The organism is Streptomyces sp. NPDC002787, assembly GCF_053592095.1.
The window spans coordinates 227,853-247,405 of record NZ_JBSFVC010000006.1 but is presented as its reverse complement, the minus strand read 5'-3'; the positions used below and the strand labels follow the sequence as shown (position 1 = coordinate 247,405).

General features: G+C 69.8%; 19 protein-coding genes and 1 pseudogene. 14 read left to right on the top strand and 6 right to left on the bottom strand.

All coding sequences use genetic code 11. The features are described 5' to 3' along the window. Positions 1-2 precede the first annotated feature (2 nt). The 3 genes from ACWD26_RS10880 to ACWD26_RS10870 form a co-directional block, all read right to left on the bottom strand. Complete coding sequence (locus ACWD26_RS10880; RefSeq protein WP_451268419.1) at positions 3-524, bottom strand: N-acetyltransferase family protein; 522 nt, start codon at positions 522-524, stop codon at positions 3-5. Positions 525-590: 66 nt separating this feature from the next. Further along, positions 591-2,162, bottom strand: coding sequence for an alpha/beta hydrolase (locus tag ACWD26_RS10875; protein WP_451268417.1), 1,572 nt, complete (start codon positions 2,160-2,162; stop codon positions 591-593). Positions 2,163-2,308: 146 nt separating this feature from the next. Next, positions 2,309-3,352: an Rv2578c family radical SAM protein gene (locus ACWD26_RS10870; protein ID WP_451268415.1), complete on the bottom strand. Its 1,044-nt coding sequence runs from the start codon at positions 3,350-3,352 to the stop codon at positions 2,309-2,311. Positions 3,353-3,561: 209 nt separating this feature from the next. Between ACWD26_RS10870 and ACWD26_RS10865 the strand changes: the two genes are divergently transcribed. The 7 genes from ACWD26_RS10865 to ACWD26_RS10835 all read left to right on the top strand — a co-directional run bounded on the left by ACWD26_RS10865 (position 3,562) and on the right by ACWD26_RS10835 (position 12,766). Next, positions 3,562-4,005: an SRPBCC family protein gene (locus ACWD26_RS10865; protein ID WP_451268413.1), complete on the top strand. Its 444-nt coding sequence runs from the start codon at positions 3,562-3,564 to the stop codon at positions 4,003-4,005. Positions 4,006-4,183: 178 nt separating this feature from the next. Then, positions 4,184-6,553, top strand: coding sequence for an MFS transporter (locus ACWD26_RS10860; protein WP_451268411.1), 2,370 nt, complete (start codon positions 4,184-4,186; stop codon positions 6,551-6,553). A gap of 227 nt (positions 6,554-6,780) precedes the next feature. After that, positions 6,781-9,252: a SpoIIE family protein phosphatase gene (locus ACWD26_RS10855; protein WP_451268409.1), complete on the top strand. Its 2,472-nt coding sequence runs from the start codon at positions 6,781-6,783 to the stop codon at positions 9,250-9,252. Between the two features lie 117 nt (positions 9,253-9,369). After that, positions 9,370-10,104 (top strand): class I SAM-dependent methyltransferase, encoded by a 735-nt coding sequence (locus ACWD26_RS10850; protein WP_451268407.1) that lies wholly within the window; start codon positions 9,370-9,372, stop codon positions 10,102-10,104. Positions 10,105-10,326: 222 nt separating this feature from the next. Next, positions 10,327-11,028 (top strand): SDR family oxidoreductase, encoded by a 702-nt coding sequence (locus ACWD26_RS10845; protein WP_451268405.1) that lies wholly within the window; start codon positions 10,327-10,329, stop codon positions 11,026-11,028. Positions 11,029-11,158: 130 nt separating this feature from the next. After that, on the top strand, positions 11,159-12,037 hold the full coding sequence (locus tag ACWD26_RS10840) for an alpha/beta fold hydrolase (RefSeq protein ID WP_451268403.1): 879 nt from the start codon (positions 11,159-11,161) through the stop codon (positions 12,035-12,037). A gap of 264 nt (positions 12,038-12,301) precedes the next feature. After that, entirely contained in the window at positions 12,302-12,766 is a 465-nt protein-coding gene (locus tag ACWD26_RS10835) for a winged helix-turn-helix transcriptional regulator (protein WP_451268401.1), read from the top strand. A gap of 321 nt (positions 12,767-13,087) precedes the next feature. On the opposite strand, the gene ACWD26_RS10830 is transcribed toward ACWD26_RS10835, so the two are convergent. Then, complete coding sequence (locus ACWD26_RS10830) at positions 13,088-13,372, bottom strand: hypothetical protein (protein WP_451268399.1); 285 nt, start codon at positions 13,370-13,372, stop codon at positions 13,088-13,090. A gap of 345 nt (positions 13,373-13,717) precedes the next feature. On the opposite strand from ACWD26_RS10830, the gene ACWD26_RS10825 reads away from it, so the two are divergent. The 7 genes and pseudogenes from ACWD26_RS10825 (at position 13,718) to ACWD26_RS10795 (ending at position 17,492) form a co-directional block, all read left to right on the top strand. After that, on the top strand, positions 13,718-14,152 hold the full coding sequence (locus ACWD26_RS10825) for a hypothetical protein (RefSeq protein WP_451268397.1): 435 nt from the start codon (positions 13,718-13,720) through the stop codon (positions 14,150-14,152). After that, positions 14,112-14,246 (top strand): annotated as a pseudogene (locus tag ACWD26_RS10820) (2Fe-2S iron-sulfur cluster-binding protein); the annotation flags it as partial. The gene ACWD26_RS10825 and the pseudogene ACWD26_RS10820, both read left to right, overlap by 41 nt. A 111-nt stretch (positions 14,247-14,357) precedes the next feature. Further along, on the top strand, positions 14,358-15,218 hold the full coding sequence (locus tag ACWD26_RS10815; protein ID WP_451268395.1) for a LuxR C-terminal-related transcriptional regulator: 861 nt from the start codon (positions 14,358-14,360) through the stop codon (positions 15,216-15,218). Between the two features lie 360 nt (positions 15,219-15,578). Then, positions 15,579-16,676: an NmrA family NAD(P)-binding protein gene (locus tag ACWD26_RS10810; protein ID WP_451268394.1), complete on the top strand. Its 1,098-nt coding sequence runs from the start codon at positions 15,579-15,581 to the stop codon at positions 16,674-16,676. A 70-nt stretch (positions 16,677-16,746) separates the two neighbouring features. Beyond that, positions 16,747-16,890, top strand: coding sequence for a hypothetical protein (locus ACWD26_RS10805; protein WP_451268392.1), 144 nt, complete (start codon positions 16,747-16,749; stop codon positions 16,888-16,890). Beyond that, positions 16,872-17,213, top strand: a complete 342-nt coding sequence (locus tag ACWD26_RS10800; protein ID WP_451268390.1) for an ester cyclase — start codon at positions 16,872-16,874, stop codon at positions 17,211-17,213. The genes ACWD26_RS10805 and ACWD26_RS10800 overlap by 19 nt, the downstream gene beginning before the upstream one ends. 99 nt (positions 17,214-17,312) lie before the next feature. Next, positions 17,313-17,492, top strand: a complete 180-nt coding sequence (locus ACWD26_RS10795) for a winged helix-turn-helix transcriptional regulator (protein WP_451268572.1) — start codon at positions 17,313-17,315, stop codon at positions 17,490-17,492. Between the two features lie 14 nt (positions 17,493-17,506). On the opposite strand, the gene ACWD26_RS10790 is transcribed toward ACWD26_RS10795, so the two are convergent. Both ACWD26_RS10790 and ACWD26_RS10785 read right to left on the bottom strand, forming a co-directional pair. Then, positions 17,507-17,737 carry an SDR family oxidoreductase gene (locus tag ACWD26_RS10790; protein ID WP_451268388.1) on the bottom strand — a complete coding sequence of 77 codons (231 nt, stop codon included), beginning with the start codon at positions 17,735-17,737 and terminating at the stop codon, positions 17,507-17,509. Positions 17,738-17,823: 86 nt separating this feature from the next. Next, positions 17,824-19,500 (bottom strand): CocE/NonD family hydrolase, encoded by a 1,677-nt coding sequence (locus ACWD26_RS10785; protein WP_451268386.1) that lies wholly within the window; start codon positions 19,498-19,500, stop codon positions 17,824-17,826. Between the last annotated feature and the right edge of the window lie 53 nt (positions 19,501-19,553).

The following is a 19,553-nucleotide window of genomic DNA, read 5'->3' as shown; positions in this document are numbered from 1 at the left end:
GCTTAGGGGGCGCGTACGTATCGCACCTCGGGAACCTCGACTCCGTTCGCCTCGAAGGGTTCCTCCGCGCCGTCCGGTAGGAAGCCGTGGTGTTCGTAGAAGCGGCGCGCTGGGGCGTTCTCCTTCAGGACCCACAGGAGCATGCGGTCGTGTCCGGCGGTCGCGCAGCGCTCGGTGGTCGCCCGCAGCAGTGCGGTGCCCACGCCGGTGCCGAAGTGGCCCGGTCGTACGTAGAGCGCGTACAACTCCGCGTCCCCGGTGCGGACTTCGCCGTCGCGATACGGGCCGTACGCCACCCAGCCGACGATCTGCCCGGCCCGCTCCGCGATCAGGTTCCGCACCGGATTTTCCTGGTTCGAGAGCATCGCGCGGCGCTTCCCGGCGTCCTCGTCCACGTCCATCGCGTCGAGGTAGGCCCGCGGTACGAGCCCGGCGTAGGCGGTCCGCCAGCCGCCGACGCGGATCTCGGAGACGGGGTGGCAGTCGGCCATGGTCATCGCGCGTATGCGCAGGTCGTCGTCCATGGCCGCACCCTAGGCGGCAGGGCCGTGGGAGGCCCCCGAATTACCGGGGGGCTCCCACGGCGGGGCTCAGCCGCGGAAGCCGAGCAGGCCGTGCAGTGTCGAGCCTCGGGACGAGGTGGACGCGGCCTTGCTGCTCAGGGGCTTCGGGTCGGGGACCTTCTTGCAGGTGGCGTCGGCCTCGCCCTGGCCGCGCGGCACCGTACCGTCGGTCAGATACGCCGCCAGGTGCTTGTCCAGGCAGGAGTTGCCGCTCAGGGTGATGCCGTGGTTCCCGCCACCCTGCTCGACGACCAGGCTGGAGCCGCGCAGCAGATGGTGGGTGACGACTCCGCCCTCGTACGGGGTGGCCGCGTCGTCCGTCGCCTGGAAGAGCAGGACCGGCGGCAGCGCGGTGTTGGAGACGTCCACGGGGTGCAGCGCCTTCGTGGGCCAGAAGGCGCAGGGCGCGTTGTACCAGGCGTTGTTCCAGGTCATGAAGGGTGCCTTCTCGTACACCGCCCAGTTGTCGTCGCGCCACTCCTTCCAGTCGCGCGGCCAGGACGCGTCACGGCACTGCACCGAGGCGTAGACGCTGTAGCCGTTGTCACCGGCCGCGTCCACGGCGCCGAAGTTCTCGTACGCCTCGACCAGCGGATCGTCGTTCCTCTTGTTCACGAAGGCGGCGAAGGCCTCGGCGAGGTAGGGCCAGTAGCCGTTGTAGTAGCCGCCGGTCATGAAGGTGTCCTCCAGCTCGGAGGCGCCGACCTTGCCGTCCGCGGGCTTCTTGGCCAGCGCCGACCGCATCGCGTACCACTTGGCCTCGATCCTCTCGGGATCGGTGCCGAGCTTGTAGGTCTTGTCGTGCTTGGCGATCCAGGCCATCAGCGCCCGGTGGCGGTCGTTGAAGGCGAGGTCCTGCTGGAGGTTGTCGTCGTGCCAGACGCCCGTGGGGTCGACGACCGAGTCCAGCACCGCACGGCGTACACGGTGGGGGAAGAGCTTGGCGTACACGGCGCCCAGATAGGTGCCGTACGAGTAGCCGAAGTAGTTGATCTTCTTGGCCCCGAGGGCCGCGCGGATGGCGTCCACGTCCTTGGCCGCGCTGATCGTGTCGATGTACGGCAGCACGCCCGCGTACTTCTTGGCGCAGGCCTCGGCGAAGGACCGGACGCGCTTGAGGTTCGCCTGCTCGATCCTCGAGGTGGTCGGCAGGGAGTCGGGGCGTACCGGAGAGAAGTGGTTCGGCCCGCAGTTCAGGGCGGGCTTGCTGGCGCCCACACCGCGGGGGTCGAAGCCGATGACGTCGTACTGTGCCGCCACCTTCTTCGGCAGCGAGGAGGCGACGAATCCGGCCAGGGTGAGCCCGCTGCCGCCGGGCCCGCCCGGGTTGACCAGCAGGGGACCCTGGTACGTCCTCGCGGTGTGCGGGACACGCGAGAGGGCGAGCGTGATCTTCTTGCCGCGGGGCTCGCGGTGGTCCAGCGGCACCTTCACGGACGCGCACTGGAGCGTGGGGTAGTCGGCGGTGGCGCACTTCTTCCAGGCGGGTTTCGCCGTCGGTGCGGCCGCGGAGCCGCCGCTCGCGTCGGCCGGGACCGCGGTGACCATCCCGGCCAACACGGCGGCGGCACCGCACAGAGCAGCTGCGCGTTTCTTCATCGTCAGGCCTCCCAGGACGGAGGATTTCGGGCCGTGCACGCCACGGCCTTCGTCGCATCGTCCCGGGGTGCGCCCTGGGATGAACTCGTTCCGCCAGGACTTGACCCGATCGGGGCGGAAGAAGCGCCCGGATGCCCTCGGAGGCGTCAGAGAAGGGTCAGTTGGGTCGGTTCCGTGGTCGGGACCGTCTCAGGCGCGGCCGGTTCACGCGGCGGTATCCGCCTCGGCAGTTCCGCGCGCCTCGGTCCCATCCCGTACTCCTCGGCCAGTTCGTGCACCTGACGGGTGATCTGCCGCTGGTACCACTTCGGGGCGTAGGCGCCCTCCGCGTACAGCCGCTCGTAACGCCGAACCAGATGGGGGTGGTGCCGCTCCAGCCAGGCCATGTACCACTCGCGCGCGCCGGGCCGCAGATGCAGCACCAGCGGGGTCACGGAGGTGGCGCCGGAGGCCGCGACGGCCCGTACGGTGGCGCGCAGCCGGTCGGGATGGTCGCTGAGGAAGGGGAGCACGGGGGCCATCAGCACCCCGCAGCCGATGCCGGCGTCGGTGAAGGCGCGCACCACGTCCAGCCGGCGCTCCGGAGCGGGTGTGCCCGGCTCGACCGTGCGCCACAGCTCGTGGTCGGTGAAGCCGACGGAGACCGAGATGCCGACCTCGGTGACCTCCGCCGCCTGCCGGATCAGGTCGAGGTCGCGCAGGATCAGCGTGCCCTTGGTCAGGATCGAGAAGGGGTTCGCGTGGTCGCGCAGGGCGGCGATGATGCCCGGCATCAGGCGGTAGCGGCCCTCCGCGCGCTGGTAGCAGTCCACGTTGGTGCCCATGGCGATGTGCTCGCCGTGCCACTGCGGCGAGGCGAGGCGGCGGCGCAGCAGCTCCGGCGCGTTGATCTTCACCACGATCTGCGAGTCGAAGTCGATGCCCGTGTCGAGGTCCAGATAGCTGTGCGTCTTGCGGGCGAAGCAGTAGACGCACGCGTGCGTGCAGCCCCGATACGGGTTCACCGTCCATTCGAACGGCATCCGGGAGGCTCCCGGCACCCGGTTCACGATCGTTTTCGCCCGGACCTCGTGGAAGGTCATGCCGCGGAACTCGGGAGTGTCGAAGGTCCGGCTCGTCACCATGTCCGCGCCGAACAGCGCGGCGTTCCGGGCCGTGGCGGGGTTCTCGGCCAGATGGTCCCAGCGCATGGACGCCTCCTCGGTTGCTCTGGCCCCAGAATAGAACACATGTTCCCTTGATCGTGCGAACTGGTTTTCGAACATCGTGTGGAGGTGTCGTCGGGGGTCCTCCGGGCCGTCCGCTCCCGGCCCTTGGAGCACCCCGATTTGGGCCCTCCGGCCCGGTGGTGGTTGGCTTTCCGCACATCCCCGAGTTACCAAGTGCTGGAGGAAGTGCAATGGCGCAGGTCGAGGCCACGACTGAACGAGTCGTCGCGGCGGACGCGGAGACGGTGTTCGACACCCTGGCCGACTACAGCGGCGCGCGCGAGAAGCTGATGCCGCAGCACTTCAGCGAGTACGAGGTGCGCGAGGGCGGCGACGGCGAGGGCACCCTCGTCCACTGGAAGCTCCAGGCCACCAGCAAGCGCGTCCGCGACTGTCTCCTGGAGGTCACCGAGCCCTCCGACGGTGAACTCGTCGAGAAGGACCGCAACTCCTCCATGGTCACCGTTTGGCGGGTCACCCCGGCCGGCGAGGGCGGCTCCCGCGTCGTCGTCACCACCACCTGGCAGGGCGCCGGCGGCATCGGCGGCTTCTTCGAGAAGACCTTCGCCCCCAAGGGCCTCGCCCGGATCTACGACGCCCTGCTGGCCAACCTCGCCTCCGAGGTCGAGAAGTAATGGCGGGAGCGAGAAGGGTGCCCCGTTCAACGGGCGATCATCCGGGGCGCGTTGTCGCCCTCACCGGTTCGAGTGGATCTCCGTGACGCTCCCCGGAATGCCGTAACTCGCCGCACTTGCCGACAGTTGCCGCTTAACGCGGGAATTGTCGGTAAGTGCGACGAGGGGAGCGGTACGCATGGGTGCGATCACACTGGTGAAGGACGAACCGGCCACCACACCCGCCCCACCGCCACCGGCGGACGGACCTCCCCGACCGGGCCCGCGCCGCGTCCGGTGGGTCTTCTCCGCCCTGCTGCTCGTCCTGCTCCTCGCCGCTCTGGAGCAGATGGTCGTCGCCACCGCCCTCCCCGAGATCGTCGGCGAACTGCACGGCGTGGACCGGATGTCCTGGGCCATCACGGCGTATCTGCTCGCCGCCACCGTCACGTTGCCCCTCTACGGCGGACTCGGCGACCTCCGCGGCCGCAAGGGCACCTTCCAGTTCGCGCTGGTCGTCTTCGTGGCCGGGTCCGCGCTCGCCGGCTTCGCGCGGACCATGGACCAGCTCATCGCCTTCCGCGCACTCCAGGGCGTCGGCGCGGGCGGCCTCATGATCGGTGTGCAAACGATCACCGCCGACATCCTGCCGTCCCGGAACCGTGGCCGCCATCTGGGCCTGGTCGGCGCCGTGTTCGGCCTCGCCTCCGTCGCGGGCCCGCTCCTCGGCGGCTGGTTCACGGACCACCTCTCCTGGCGGTGGTGCTTCTACGTCAACGTGCCCTTCGGCCTCCTCGCCCTGGCCGTCGTCACCTTCGCGCTGAAACTGCCGAAGCCGACGGTCAAGGGGCGCCTCGATCTGCTGGGGGCGCTGCTGCTCGCCGGCGCGTCGACCTGCCTGGTCCTGCTGGCCGGTTGGGCCGGCACCGAGTACGCGTGGAACTCACGCATCGTCCTCGGGCTCGCCGCCGGCGCGCTCGCCGCGACGGTCCTCTTCCTCGTCGCCGAGCGGTTCGCCGCCCAACCCCTCATCCCCCTGCGGCTGTTCAGGGACCCGGTCTTCGTGGTGACCGGGCTCGTGGGGGCGGCCATCGGCATCGCCCTCTACGGCGCCGCCACTTACCTGCCCACCCAGCTGCGGATGGTCGGCGGAATCTCCGCGACCGAGTCCGGGCTGCTCATGCTGCCGATGACGGCCGGCATCGTCGGCGCGTCCGTCGTCACCGGCCAACTCATCAGCCGCACCGGGCACTACCGGACGTACCCGGTTCTCGGCAGCGCCCTGACCGTCCTCGGGATGGGGCTGCTGTCCCGCCTGGAGACCGACACGCCCCGGCTGCACTTCTGCATCTGGACGGCCGTCCTCGGCGCCGGCATCGGCATGGTGATGCCGGTCCTCATCCTCGCCGTGCAGAACTCCGTGCGCCCCGCCGACATCGGAGCCGCCACCACCGTCAACAACTACCTCCGGCAGATCGGCGGCAGCGTGGGCGTGGCCGTCTTCGGCGCGCTCCTCCTGGGCCGGCTCGCCGACCGTATGCCCACGCGCGCGCGTGGCATCCTCCCCGACCCCGACTCCCTCACCCCGGACCTCGTCCACGCCCTGCCCGCCCCGCTGCGCGACGCCTATGTGTCGGCCTACGCCGAGGCCATGCCGCGGGTCTTCCTGTACCTCACACCGGTGCTCGTCCTCGGGCTCCTGATCGCCTGCTTCCTCAAGGAGAAAACACCGGTGCCCTGCGACGAGGTCCCCGCCGAGCCCGCGTCCACGCCCGCCGTCCATATCCCACAGGCGCGTTCGGTGTACGTCCCCGGGGTTCCCGTCTGCGGCACGGTCCAGCATTCCGACGGCACCGTCGTGCCCCGGGCCGCACTCACCCTCATCGATGCCACCGGCCGGCAGACCGGGCGCGGCGGCAGCGGCGAGGACGGGCGGTACGCGCTGTCCACGCCCGGGCCGGGGGCGTACGTACTGATCGCCGCCGCCGGGGGCCACCAGCCGCAGGCCGTGAGCGTCACCGTCGGGGAGCGCCCCGTCGAGGTGGACATCGTGCTCGGCGGGGCGGGGCGCCTGGCCGGGACCGTGCGGACGGCGGACGGCCGGGCGGTCACCGACGCGACCGTCACGCTCACCGACGCGCACGGCGAGGTCGTCGTGACCACCCGCAGCGGGGAGGAGGGGGAGTACCTCATCACCGAGCTGGTCGCCGGGGAGTACACCCTCGCCGCGAGCGCCCACTCCTACCGGCCGGCCGCGCTGCCCGTCACCGTCCGGGCCGCCCGCGAGACCCGCCAGGACGTCGAACTCGCCGGGGGCGCCGTCCTGCGGGGCACGGTCCGCGCCGGGGGCGGGCGCCCGGTGGAGGACGCGCGCGTCACCCTCCTCGACGCCGGCGGCAACGTCGTCGACACGAACACCACCGGCATCGACGGGACGTTCCGGTTCGTCGACCTTGCCTCCGGCGAGTACACGGTCGTCGCCACCGGATATCCCCCCGTCGCGACGGTGCTCCAGGTCGCCGCCGGCGGGAGGACGGAACGGGACCTGCAACTGGGGTACGTGGACTGAGCCATTGGGCGGGAGCGCGTGGGCCGGCGGTCGTCGGCCCACGCCCCCCTTTTTGGCCGTGCACGCGGGGGCGTGCGAATGATCGTGCGCCGCCTGCGAGGCCTGGGCGTGCGCCGGAGGCTCCCAGGGGGCAATTCGCGTATTGCCACACATCGCAACGCTACGCAGCCGTACGGTAGTGAGGGCGGCGCAGATCTTGCGAGCCGTGGGGAGAAAGGGCCTTGGCCATGGACCGTGGCACCGACACGGGCGCGACTACCGGCCACGGAGCCGGTGACGGCACGGCGGAGCACGCCGCGGCCGGCCGCATCCCCCTCGCCGTGGTCGTCGTCGACCGCGCCGGCCTCGTCTCGCACTGGAGCACCGGCGCACGCCGGCTCTTCGGCACCACCAAGGACGACGCCGTGGGCCGCCCCGCCCTCGACCTGCTGCCCGTCGCCGGCGCCCTCCCGGACGAGGACGACACCCTGCCGCGCGGCGCGTACGGCGCGTACGACGCACACGGCCACGACCTGGAGACCTCCCTCGACGGACAACTCTCCTACCCGGCGGCCGGCCGCGCCCGGCTCACCGTGCCCGAGCGTGACCGGATCGACGTCCTGTGGTGGGCCTACCCGCTGGTCGGCCCCGGCCGGGAGCGCCTCCTGGTGCTGGCCGCCGACGCCGAGGCCCTGCGCCGGCCGGAGGACGACACGGCCGTCGCCGTCGCCCGCATCGCGCCCGGCTTCGCCCTGCACACCGACTTCCCCGGAGCCGAGGAACTGGCCCGCAGACTCCCCGAGATCCTGCCCAGCATGAGCGTCGGCGAGAGCGCCCGCATCGTCGCCCAGGTTCTCGAACTGGGCTATCCGGTGCTGGAGTTCAGCCAGAACGACCGGGTGCCCGTCACCCCCGACTGGGGCGTACCCCGGCGCGCGGAGCGGCAGGCGCGCCGCGACCGGGCCGCGCGCGCCGTCGCCGAGGGGCTGCCGGTCCCGGAGGACGTACGGGACGAGGGCGAGGACCTCGAGTACGCCGCCGTACGCGAGCGCCTGGAGTTCCTCAACGAGGTCAGCGGACGTATCGGCACCTCCCTGGACCTGTCCCGGACCATCGTCGAGGTCAGCAAGGCGGTCGTGCCCCGCTTCACCGATGTCGCCGGCACCTATCTGCGCGAACAGGTCGTCGCCGGTGAGGGCTTCCCCGAAGGGGTGCCCGACACGACCACCATGTGGCACCGGGTCGCCGTGGAGCACACGGACGAGCCGGGCCGCTGGGACGACGTCGTACCGGTCGGCGAGGCCATGCCGTTCCCGGCGCACACCCCGTTCTTCCAGTGCATGACCACCGGCGAACCCGTCCTCGTACCGCGCATCAGCGAGCAGATGGGGCACGCGATCGCCGCGCAGTTCGAGAAGCGCGACATCCGGCCGCTGATCACCGGCCGCTCCATGCTGGTCGTGCCGCTCAAGGCCCGCAACGTGGTCCTCGGCTTCATGATCCTGCTGCGCCACCCCGAGCGCGAGGTCTTCGACGACATGGACCGCGTCACCGGCGCCGAACTCGCCGCCCGCGCGGGACTCGTCCTCGACAACGCGCGCATGTACACGTACCAGGAGAACGTCGCCGAGACGCTCCAGGACAGCATGCTGCCCGACATCGCGACCCACAGGGCGGGCTGCGACATCGCCACCCGCTACCTGCCGGGCACCCTGCTCGGGCGCGTCGGCGGCGACTGGTTCGACTCGGTGAAACTGCCCGGCGCCCGCACTGCCCTGGTCGTCGGCGACGTCATGGGACACGGCCTCAACTCCGCCGCGATGATGGGCCAGTTACGCACCGCCGTCCAGACCATGGCCGCCCTCGACCTGCCGCCCGCGCAACTCCTGCGCAACCTCGACGACCTCGCCCAGCGCCTCGGCGAGCACTACCTCGCGACCTGCCTCTACGCCGTCTACGACCCCATCGCCGGCGAACTGCACCTCGCCAACGCCGGCCACATCCCGCCCGTACTGGTCCGCGCGGTGGACGGCCGCAGCGAACTCCTCGACCTTCCCACGGGCGCGCCCATCGGCGTCGGCGGGGTGCCGTTCGAGGCGGTGCGTGTGGGCGTGGAGCCCGGCGACCGGCTGGTGATGTGTACGGACGGGCTGGTGGAGATGCGCGGCGAGGACATCGGCGTGGGCCTCGCGACCCTGTGCGAGTCCGCCGCGCACCCGGCCGCCTCCATGGACGAGGCCTGCGACACGATCATCCGCGCTCTCAACACCCGCGGTGGCCGCAAGGACGACGTGGCCCTGCTGATGGCCCGGCTCAACGGCATCGAACCCGAGGACGTCGCCGAGTGGCGCCTCGCCCCCGACCCGGTCGAGGTCGCCCGCGCCCGAGCCGTCGTCCGTGAGCAACTCCACGTCTGGGGCCTCGACACCCTCACGGACACCACGACCCTCCTCGTCGGCGAACTGGTCACCAACGCCGTACGACACGCGCGCGGACGCCGTATCGAACTCCGCCTCGTCCGCGGTGACACCCTGCAGTGCGAGGTCTACGACGACGATCCCACCCTCCCCACGCTCCTCAGCACCTCCCCGACCGACGAGTTCGGCCGAGGGCTGCGTGTCCTCACCACCCTGGCCCGCGAGTGGGGGACCAGCAGGACGGGCGCGGGCAAGACGGTGTGGTGCGAACTGACGCTGCCGCGACGGCGTCGAGCCGGCTGAGGGCGGTCGCCGCCGCTGGACGAGGACGCGCGCGGTGCTTGTCTGTGGGTTCCGGGCGCGGTACACCGATCGGGGCCGCCGGAGCGGCGGGCCGGCGTCGCTGTGGGGGAGTGGGGAATGAGCGTGAGCAGTCGGTACAGGGCGGCCTGGGAGGGGTTCTGGCGGGAGGCCCCCGACGAACCGGGAGCGGTCTTCTGGGACGCCGAGCCCGAACGGACCGCGGCCGTCCATCTCGCCCTGTTCGAGCCGTACGTGACGGCCCCCGACCTGCCCCTCGTCGACCTCGGCTGCGGCAACGGCACCCAGACCCGCTTCCTGGCCGGCCGCTTCCCCCGGGTCATCGGCGCCGACCTCTCCACCGCCGCCCTCGACCAGGCCCGACGCGCCGACCCCGAAGGCCGGGCCACGTACCGCATGCTCGACGCGGCCGACAAGACGGACGCCGAGACCCTGCACACCGACCTCGGCGACGCCAACGTCTACGTACGCGGAGTCCTCCACCAGTGCGAGCCCGACGACCGCCAACGCCTCGTCGACACCATCGCCACGCTGGTGGGGGAGCGCGGCCGGGCCTGCCTCGTCGAACTCACCGAGGCCGCCAAGCCCGTCCTCATGGGCCTCGCGCAGAGCCCCGCCGGCCCTCCCGCCAAGCTCGCCCCGATCTTCCGCCACGGCATCGCCCCCGGCGAGGTCACCGACGCGGCCGTCCCGGAGCACCTGCGCGCCGCCGGCCTCACCGTCCTCGCCGGCGGGGACCTGCCACTTTTCACCACCGAACGCACGGCCGCGGGCACCCGGGTCGAGCTGCCGTCGAGGTGGTACGTGGCGGGCGTGGCGGGGCGCACGGCGTAGGGGACCCGGCGGTCACTGCGCGGACGGCGGTGCCGCTCGCTCGTGCCTCCATGACCGCCCTCCTCCCGGCCTCGCTGGAACCTTGAGGGCGAAATGTGCGGGATTGACATGATTTCACCGATGTCCGGCCGCGGGAGGCAATTCCTGTCTGGCCTTGCGCTCGGAAACCGATCGGTTTACAGTGTTGTAAACCGATCGGTTTTTCATTCTGTGGAGGCAGTCATGACCGTTCTGAAGGGCGCGAACGTCTTCGTCACCGGTGGCAGCCGTGGCATAGGCAAGGCGCTGGTGGAGGAGCTGTACGCGCGCGGTGCCGGCAAGGTCTACGCCACGGCCCGCGACCCGCGCGCCGTGACGCACCCCGACGCCGTACCGGTGGCGCTGGAGGTCACCGACCCGGCCTCCGTGGCGGCGGCCGCCGCGCGGGCGGGAGACGTGACCGTACTGATCAACAACGCGGGTGCCTCGGTCGGCGCGTCCTTCCTCGACTCCCCGGTCGACGACGTGCGCCGGGAGTTCGAGACCAACTTCTACGGCCCGCTCCTGGTCGCCCGGGCCTTCGTGCCGGTCATCGAGCGCAACGGCGGCGGCCACCTCCTCAACGTGCACTCCGTGCTCTCCTGGATCGCCCTGGGCGGCTCCTACAGCGCTTCCAAGGCCGCCCTGTGGTCACAGACCAACTCCCTGCGCCTGGAGCTCCAGCCGCGCGGCATCGCCGTCACAGGACTGCACGTGGGATACGTGGACACCGACCTGGCGGCCGGCGTCGACGCACCCAAGGCCGACCCCCGTGCCGTCGCCGCGCTCGCCCTCGACGGCGTCGAGACGGGCGCGTACGAGGTGCTCGCCGACGACATCACGCGGCAGGTCAAGGCCGGTCTGGCCGGAGACCTTGCGGGACTGTACCCCCAGCTCGCCAAGTAGACCCCGCACCCCGGCGGGAGCCCCGACCGCACATCACCGACGTCACTCACCCCCGCTGCCCGACCATCCACCCGCGCCCGACCGCATCCGCATCGCCCATCCGCAGTTCACACGTCAAGGAGACGACGAGATGCCCAGTCTCGATTCGCGTCCCACGATCCACATCCAGGGAACCACCAGCCACATCATCGTCCCGCGCGCGGGACGCCACAGCCGCGAAGGCACGCTGCGCTACCTCAAAGCCGGCACCGGCGCTCCCCTGGTCCTGCTGCACACTCTGCGGACGCAGGCCGAGCACTTCCGCTCCCTCATTCCGATGCTGTCGCATCAGTACACCGTGTACGCCCTCGATCTGCCGGGGATGGGCCATTCCGAGATCGTTCCCGGCGCGCCGTACGACGAGCCGGCGCTGCGCGCGGGCGTCGAGCGGCTCCTCACCGAACTCGACCTCCACGACGTGACGCTGGTCGGAGAGTCGTTGGGCGCGGTGCTCGCCCTGACCACCGCGGCCGATCTCCCGGAGCGGGTACGGCGCGTCGTAGCGGTGAACGCGTACGACTACCGCGACGGCATCGCCCGCTCCAGCCTCCTCGCTCGTGTGGTGATCGGCGCGATCATCGCTCCGGGGGTGGGCAAGTTGATCGCCGAGCAGGAGCCCAAGCCCGTCCTGCGCGGAATCCTTCAGGGCGGCGTGGGCGACAAGGCCGCCTTCCGGGAGGACTACCTCGACGAGCTCCTCCAGTCAGGCAGGCGTCCCGGCTTCCCGACCGTTGCCCGCGCTCTGTACCGGAACATGCCCAGTCTCATCGCGGCCCGCTCCCGGTACCCCGAGGTCAAGGCCCCCGTCCACCTGGTCCACGGCGAGAACGACTGGTCCCGGCCCTCGGACCGCGAGGCCAACAAGAGGCTGCTGCCCGCCGCCGAGTTCACACAGGTGCCGGGAGCACACCACTTCATCGCACTCGAGAGCCCGGAGGTGGTGGCCGACCTGTTGAACGCGGTGGCGTGACCCCCTCCACCGTGCCGTGGCCACCCCCGTTCCGTTCGGGGTCGTGCCGTTCGGGGGGCGTGCGGGATGAAGATCGACTCCACGGTGCCGCGGGACGGCGTCGTGGTGGCGACGGACCGGTAGGTGGCCGTGATGCCGCTCAGGTCGGCGATGTTCCGGCTCGGCTGCGTGACGCACCGGATCCGGGGAGAAACCGGCACCGGCACGAGTGACCTCACTCCTCGAAACTGTCGGTTGCTTCACGCAACGTGCTAGATTCGCAGCATGTTGGGCCGAACGTACGACAGTCAACTGTGCTCCATCGCCCGGACTCTGGAGGTTGTGGGCGAGCGCTGGACCTTGCTGATCATTCGCGACGCGCTGCTGGGCCTGCGCCGGTTCGAGGAATTTCAGGACAGTCTCGGTATCGCCCGCAACGTGCTCACCAACCGCCTCTCCAAGCTGGTCGACGACGGGCTGCTGGATCGGGTCTGTTACCAGGAGCGGCCCGCTCGCTATGAGTACCGGCCCACGAGCAAGGCCAAGGACTTGCTCACCGCGTTGCTCGCCTTGATGCACTGGGGCGATGAGCATGCCGAGGACCCGGCCGGCCCTCCGCGGATCGCGAACCATGCGGGCTGCGGAGGCAACGTTCGGGAACAGCTCGTGTGCACCCAATGCGGGCAAGTGGCGGGTCCGGATGCCGTTCAGCTGCTTCCCGGCCCAGCGCTCACCGACGCGCCGGCGTGACATCCGAAACGTTTCTCGACGGACGCGCGGCCACCAGCTGGGAGACGGCGGCACATCACTGCGATGGGCCGCCCTCAGGCGTGCGCGCGTACGTCGACTGGCCTTGAGCCTGTCGACCGGATGCTCAACGATGCTCCTCTCCTGCGCGTGATCTGCACGGCGGCTGAGGGGTCCCCGCTTTCTGGGTACGCCTGAAGACCGGCCCTCGGTCGGAGTGCACGCCGACGCCGTACACATCGTCGACCTCTCGCCGGGGTACGACTCGGCCGAAAGTTGCTTCACGAAACTCGCGAAGCTAGGGTTCGAGTTGCTTCATGAAACTCATATGTACTCCACCGCGTGAGGTGACGCTCGATGGCCAGGAACAAGCTCGAAGACCATCCCACCGTCGTCCAAGCCCGCCGACGTGATCGCACCGCCGTCCGGCCCGCCGAGCCGCTGGATGCGGCGTGGCTGCGCCAGTTGTGTCTCGACGCGGGGGCGGACGACGTCGGCTTCGTCGAGATCGACCGGCCGGACATCGCCGACCAGCGAGAGGACCTGAGCGCCGCCCTGCCGGGTGTCCGGACGCTGATCAGCATCGTGTCCCGAATGAACCGAGAACATCCGCACTCCCGCACGCTCGGTCGCCAACCTGGAGTTCCATCACACCGGCGACCACACCAACGAGATCGGCCGGCAAGTGGTCGGCAAGTTGGAAGCGGCGGGCGTGCGCGCCATCAACCCCGCGATGGGTTTTCCGATGGAGATGGACAAGTTCCCCAGGAAGGCGTGGGTCGTCTCGCACAAGCCGGTCGCCGTGGCGGCCGGGCTCGGCAAGATGGGAATCCATCGCAATGTCATCCACCCGAAATTCGGCAACTTCGTCCTGCTGGGCACGATCCTCGTCGACGCCGAGGTCAGCGAATACACACGCCCCATCGAGTACAACCCCTGCCTGGAATGCAAGCTGTGCGTGACGGCCTCCCGACCGGGGCGATCGCCTCCGACGGTCACTTCAACTTCTCCGCCTGCTACACGCACAACTACCGCGAGTTCATGGGTGGCTTCGGCGACTGGGCCGAACAGGTCGCCGAAAGCCGTAACGCCCACGACTACCGTTCGCGAGTGAGCGACAGCGAGAGCGCCTCGATGTGGCAGAGCCTGTCCTTCGGCGCCAGCTACAAAGCGGCCTACTGCATGTCGGTCTGCCCGGCCGGCGAGGACGTCATCGGCCCCTGGCTGGACGATCGCAAGGCACATCTGACCCAGGTCGTGCGCCCACTGATGGACAAGGAAGAGACCGTCTACGTCGTCCCGGGTTCCGACGCCGAGCAGCACGTGGCCGACCGATTCCCACACAAGATGCGAGACGAAGGTGTTGTCCGGGGAGATCGACCACCGTGACTCGGTCCTGAACGACCAGGAGCGCGCCGCGGGCGACACCATGATGATCTGCGTCTCCCGAGCCAAGGGCAACCGCCTGGTCCTCGACCTCTGATCCGCTTCGGGATCTCTCCGATTCCGCCGCTGCTCTATGGCAGGGGTGTTACGGCGGTTTATGCTCCGGATCACGACGACGGCGGACTACCCCCGGGAAGGGGTACGGGTGATGCGCTCCAGCCCCGACGCCCTCCTGCGGCCCGATGACGGCGACGCGCTCCGGCAGGTGCTTCGCCAGGTTCACAGCCGCTCCGGCATCCCCGTGCTGTTCGGCGGACAGGTGGAGAACACACTGCTGAACCTGTCGCAGCACATCGGTGTGCGGACGGCGGCTCTGCGCGGTCTCACGGTGCGCGCCGAGGCCGGGCTGGGCGGCCGGGTCCTCACCACCGGGCGGTCGGCCCGGGTGACCGACTACAGGTCGGCCCGCTCGATCACGCACGACTACGACCGCCCCGTGCTGGCGGAGGGGATCCGCTCCGTCGTCGCCGTGCCCGTCGTGGTGTCCGGGGCGGTGCGCGCGGTGCTCTATGGGGCCAGTCGTGGCCCGGCCCCGCTGGGGGACCGGGCGGTCGACGCGATCGCCGACGCCTCGCGCCGACTGGCCGCGGAGCTGGTCATCCGTGACGAGGTCGACCACCGCCTGCGCCTGCTGGACGCCGCGCGGAGCGGCGCCGTCGACGGACACCGAGGCGTGGCGCCGGAAGAACTACGCCAGGTCCACGCCGAGTTGCGGTGCATAGCCCAGCAGGTGCCCGATGGTGACCTGCGCGGTCGGCTGCTCGACGCGGCTGAGCGGCTGGCCCGGCCGGCCGCCGCCCACTCGGCGCCGGGCCCGTCACTGGCGCCCCGGGAACTCGACGTCCTGGCGCAGGTGGCGCTGGGCTGCAGCAACGCCGAGACCGGTCGCAGGCTGTCGCTGCTGCCCGAAACAGTCAAGTCGTATCTGCGCAGCGCGATGCGCAAGCTGGGAGCCGGCAGCCGCTTCGAGGCTGTGGTCGCCGCACGTCGACAGGGTCTGCTGCCCTAGGAAAACTCCGTCAGGGCTTCCTGCGGCAGCGGCCGGCCGCCCGTCTGGCTGTTCTCCGGCTGTCGGTGAGCCACCGCTCAGTTCAACCAGGATTCAGTCGTCCACAACGGTGAACGCCCGCAGGCACCTCCGCACCGCTCAGCTGTGAAGAACCGGAACCCCCGGGCGCTTGCCTCCTTGAAACCGATCGGTGTACCGTATGGGAAACCGATCGGTTTCCAATTGTCGTGGCCCACGGGTATCGGCGCAGCGTCCGTCCGCCGGTGCCGTTGATCGCCGGCCGATGCAGAGATCGTTCCCGAATGCGCCGCATTGGCTCGTGGTGATCGCGTGCGTACTCAACCTCTGGAGTCAAAAACCATGTCCTCTCATGCCACCTCCACCATCTTCGTCATCGGCGGTACAGGGGCTCAAGGGATGCCCGTCGTCCGCGCTCTTGTCGAAGACAAGAAGTACTCCGTCCGGGTCCTCACGCGGGATGCCACCTCCCCCCGGGCTCAGGCTCTCCTCGCGCTCGGCAACGTCTCCATCCTCGAAGGGTCGTTCGCCGACGAGGACGTGCTGCGTGAAGGATTTCGCGGCTGTGACGGGGCGTTTGTCAACATCGACGGGTTCAACTCCGGTGAGAAGACCGAGACCTACTGGGCCATCCGCACATATGAGATAGCGATCGAAGAAGGAATCAAGTTCTTCGTCTACGGAAACCTCGACTACGCCCTGAAGAAGTCCGGCTACGACTCCAGGTTCCGCACCGGCCACTATGACGGCAAGGGGCGCATGGCCGAATGGGTGCTGTTCCAGAACGAAAAGAACAGGGACCGGATGGGAGCGGCGGTCTTCACCTCAGGTCCCTACATCGAGATGGTGATCTCGCCGCTCACGCCCATGACGCCCAGCATCGAGGACGGTGTCGTCACGTGGCGAGTCCCCCTCGGCGAGGGAGCCGTTGCGCACGTGGCTCTCGAAGACTGCGGATTCTACGTCCGCTGGCTCTTCGATCACCCGGAACGGGCCAATGGTATGGACCTCGAAGTCGCCATCGAGCACATGACCTACGCCGACATGGCCGCGGCATTCGAGAAGGTCACCGGGCACGCGGCGCAGTACATCGACACTGAACTGGACACCTATTGGAGCCATCCCGACCTGAGTGGGATTGCTGATCACCCTGCCGGATACAACGCCGACCCCAACGACAAGAGCACGATGAGCTTCCGTGACAATTTCACGGGCTTCCGGAACGTGTGGAAGCACGGAATCATCACCAGGGACTACGCCCTGCTCGACGAAATTCACCCCAACAGGATCAGAAGCGCTGAGGAGTGGTTCCGTCGTGAAGACCGGTTGGGAAGGGAACTCGGCAAGGGAAGTCTCTGGGAGAGGGTCCAGCCGGAGAACTGGAGCGTGGAATCAGCGGTCCTCAAAAGCAGCGCGGATTTCAGGACGGGCAAGTTGTAGCCGGACGAGATCAGCCGCCCACGGCCCGTCCAACACGGATCAGCCCGCACCGCACACCATGGAGGATCTCATGCCCGCGATCAGTACGGCCAATACCGCAAGCGAGATGGTCCGCTCGGCCACGACCACCGCATTGCGGGTCGCCGCGCGCGAGTTGGAGCTCTACGACACCGGGGACGTCGCCGGGCGGACGAGGTGTTCGCCCCGGATCTGATCGACCACAAGCCTGCCGCCGACGCCGCCTCGGGCATCGACGGGATGCGAGCGCTGATCGCCGCGACCCGCGACGGATTCACGGACAGGCAGCACAGGATCCTGTTCCAGGAGGAGCTTCCCGGCGGCTGGGTGGTCCTCCACTGGCGGATGACCGCGACCCACACCGGAGACGCCTTCGGGTTCGCCGCCAGCGGCAACCCGGTCGATATCAACGGCCAGGACATCATGCGTGTTGTCGACGGCAAGATCACCGAGATCTACCATGTCGAAGAAATGCTCAAGCTCACCCAACAGATCAGCACCGGCGTTCAGTCGGCGTGAAGATCGAGATCCTCTCGGACACCGTCCGCATCTGACGGCGCGAACCGTGGGGATCCAGCCGGCGAGCTTGTGGTCGTTGCCCCCCGCTGGGCTCAGTAGCTGAGTGGACTCGCCCCTGAGCGAGCGAGTTCACTCACCTTCGGGCAGGCTCAACTCGAGATCCCCCCACGGGTCGAGTACCGGCTCACCCCTCTCGGCGAAGGACTGCGTGCCGTCCTCGACACCATGGCCGCCTGGGCCGTGACCGTTCCCGACGGCGAGCCCACAGCCATCGCGTGACCGTCGGACCAGCGTTACCGGATGGAGGATCCGATGGAGATGCCGCCGTCCACGTCGAGGACGATGCCGGTGATGTAGCCGGCGAGGAAGGCCGCGGCTTCGGCGATGTCCTCGGGCCTGCCGGTGTGGCGCATCGGGATCTTTTCGTGCTGGATCGGCGCTCCTCGTCGAGCTGACGGCCCTGCCTCGGGTTGGCGCAGCTCGAAGCGCCACGACCGCCCACGCGGCCGGTCGACGACGGTCATCTCCAGGTCGTCCGCTGGCCCGAGGAAGGCAGGGCCGCCGAGAGCGCCGACGGCCAGGCACCCTCGGGGAGGGACGCTGCTTCCTGTCAGGCCGGAACCACCACGGGGAGGACGATGCGGGAGGGCCGGTCCGGGTCGTGGAAGACCTGCTGGCGGGCCACTCGGGCCGTGGTCGCGCTCTCCTCGGGTTCATCCGTGTTGAGGTTGCGGTCCCAGCGGGGGAAGTTGCTGGAAGTGACCTGGAGCCGTATGCGGTGGCCTGCCCGGAAGGCGATGCTGGTCGACCACAGGTCCACGACGTGCTCGGCCGCCTCGCCCGGTGTCGCCGCGCGCACCCGCACGATGCCGTCGGTGACATTGCGGGAGACACCGTGCTCGTCGACGTCGCACAGCCGTGCCACCCAGTCGGTCGAGGGCCCGTCCGTGGCCGCGAAGAGCACGGCCTTGACGCGGCCGGTCACCTCGGTGTCCTCGGGGAGCGGTTCGGTGGTGAAGACCAGGACGTCCTCGCGCGCCTCGACGGCCGTCTGGTCGAGGGGACCGGGACGGAACTCGTCGGTCATCAGCAGCGCGCCGCCGGTGGTGGGCACCGGGTTCATGGGGTCGTAGGTGAACTCCTCGGGCTGCTCGGCGGTGGTGGGCGGCTCCAGCGTGAGCCGCCCGTCCGCGCGCAGGTGGAAGTCCGTGTCCGCCGCCCGCGACAAAGGCCACTCCGTCTCCTCGCGCCACTGGTTGACGCCCATGACGAACAGCAGCACGTTGCCCGTGTCCGGCTCCAGAGCCTCGCCGTCGCCGATCGTGCGCTGGAACCAGTCGAGCTGGAGGCCGTGCAGGGGCCCGCGCATGCCCATGAAGGCGGAGTTCGCGCCGAACCCGAAGTTGACGTCGCCGATCACGTGCTGCTGGTTGGCGTGGCTCCACGGGCCCATGATCAGCGTGGCGGACCGGCCGGCGCGGCGCATGGCGGTGAAGTTGTCGAGCGTGCCCTGGGTGAAGATGTCGTACCAGCCGCCGACCTGGAAGGTGGGCAGGTCCACCTCGTCGTGCCGGCCCGCGACTCGGCAGGCCCGCGCCCACTCGGGCTCCCGCCGGGACCGCTCGTAGCCCAGCTCGGGAAGGTCGTGCCGGGCGAACGCGGGGAACCGCCCGGAGGGCAGTTCGCCGTAGCCGCCGTCGGCCAGGCCGTCGAGGTCCTGCACGAGCCTGCCGATGCCGCCACCGAGCGCGGCGGGGTCGGTGCTGTGCCGGCGCGTCAGCGCGTCGGCGCCCATCATGAGGGACCAGGGCGCGGTGATGCCGAGCTCGATCGCACCGCCGCGCGTCCACAGTCCGTCGTCCGGATCGGACCACGTGACCATCGGCGCGATCGCCTTCAGCTCCGGCGGCTTGGACAGCGCCGCCATCCACTGCGTGTTGCCGAAGTAGCTGGCGCCGATCATGCCGACGGAGCCGTTCGCGCCAGGAAGGGCGGCAGCCCACCGTACGGTGTCGTAGCCGTCGCTCTCCTCATGGGTCCACGGGTCCCACTCACCCTCGGAGGCGAACCGGCCGCGGGTGTCCTGGATGACCACCATGAAGCCACGCCGAGCCGCCGCCAGAGGATCGAGGAGGGCGATTGCCAGGGCCATCTGCTTGCCGTACGGCAGTCGGCTCAGTAGCACCGGCCACGGCCCCGTACCCCCAGGCCGGTAGACATCGGCCCGCAGCACGGTGCCGTCACGCATCTCGGCCGGAACATCGAACTCGATCTGAATCTCTGCCACGCGCTGCTCCTTTGCATGCCCACGACGTTGTCAGGCACATGGTCGAACCTGGT

What these genes read in the sequence shown, in the direction of transcription:
- ACWD26_RS10810 (WP_451268394.1), top strand. Translation starts at nt 15,579, where the DNA reads ATGTCCTCTCATGCCACCTCCACCATCTTCGTCATCGGCGGTACAGGG.
- ACWD26_RS10870 (WP_451268415.1), bottom strand. Translation starts at nt 3,352, where the DNA reads ATGCGCTGGGACCATCTGGCCGAGAACCCCGCCACGGCCCGGAACGCC.
- ACWD26_RS10860 (WP_451268411.1), top strand. Translation starts at nt 4,184, where the DNA reads ATGGGTGCGATCACACTGGTGAAGGACGAACCGGCCACCACACCCGCC.
- ACWD26_RS10845 (WP_451268405.1), top strand. Translation starts at nt 10,327, where the DNA reads ATGACCGTTCTGAAGGGCGCGAACGTCTTCGTCACCGGTGGCAGCCGT.
- ACWD26_RS10850 (WP_451268407.1), top strand. Translation starts at nt 9,370, where the DNA reads ATGAGCGTGAGCAGTCGGTACAGGGCGGCCTGGGAGGGGTTCTGGCGG.
- ACWD26_RS10805 (WP_451268392.1), top strand. Translation starts at nt 16,747, where the DNA reads ATGCCCGCGATCAGTACGGCCAATACCGCAAGCGAGATGGTCCGCTCG.
- ACWD26_RS10840 (WP_451268403.1), top strand. Translation starts at nt 11,159, where the DNA reads ATGCCCAGTCTCGATTCGCGTCCCACGATCCACATCCAGGGAACCACC.
- ACWD26_RS10865 (WP_451268413.1), top strand. Translation starts at nt 3,562, where the DNA reads ATGGCGCAGGTCGAGGCCACGACTGAACGAGTCGTCGCGGCGGACGCG.
- ACWD26_RS10790 (WP_451268388.1), bottom strand. Translation starts at nt 17,737, where the DNA reads ATGACCGTCGTCGACCGGCCGCGTGGGCGGTCGTGGCGCTTCGAGCTG.
- ACWD26_RS10880 (WP_451268419.1), bottom strand. Translation starts at nt 524, where the DNA reads ATGGACGACGACCTGCGCATACGCGCGATGACCATGGCCGACTGCCAC.
- ACWD26_RS10835 (WP_451268401.1), top strand. Translation starts at nt 12,302, where the DNA reads ATGTTGGGCCGAACGTACGACAGTCAACTGTGCTCCATCGCCCGGACT.
- ACWD26_RS10875 (WP_451268417.1), bottom strand. Translation starts at nt 2,162, where the DNA reads ATGAAGAAACGCGCAGCTGCTCTGTGCGGTGCCGCCGCCGTGTTGGCC.
- ACWD26_RS10855 (WP_451268409.1), top strand. Translation starts at nt 6,781, where the DNA reads ATGGACCGTGGCACCGACACGGGCGCGACTACCGGCCACGGAGCCGGT.
- ACWD26_RS10830 (WP_451268399.1), bottom strand. Translation starts at nt 13,372, where the DNA reads ATGTTCTCGGTTCATTCGGGACACGATGCTGATCAGCGTCCGGACACC.
- ACWD26_RS10815 (WP_451268395.1), top strand. Translation starts at nt 14,358, where the DNA reads ATGCGCTCCAGCCCCGACGCCCTCCTGCGGCCCGATGACGGCGACGCG.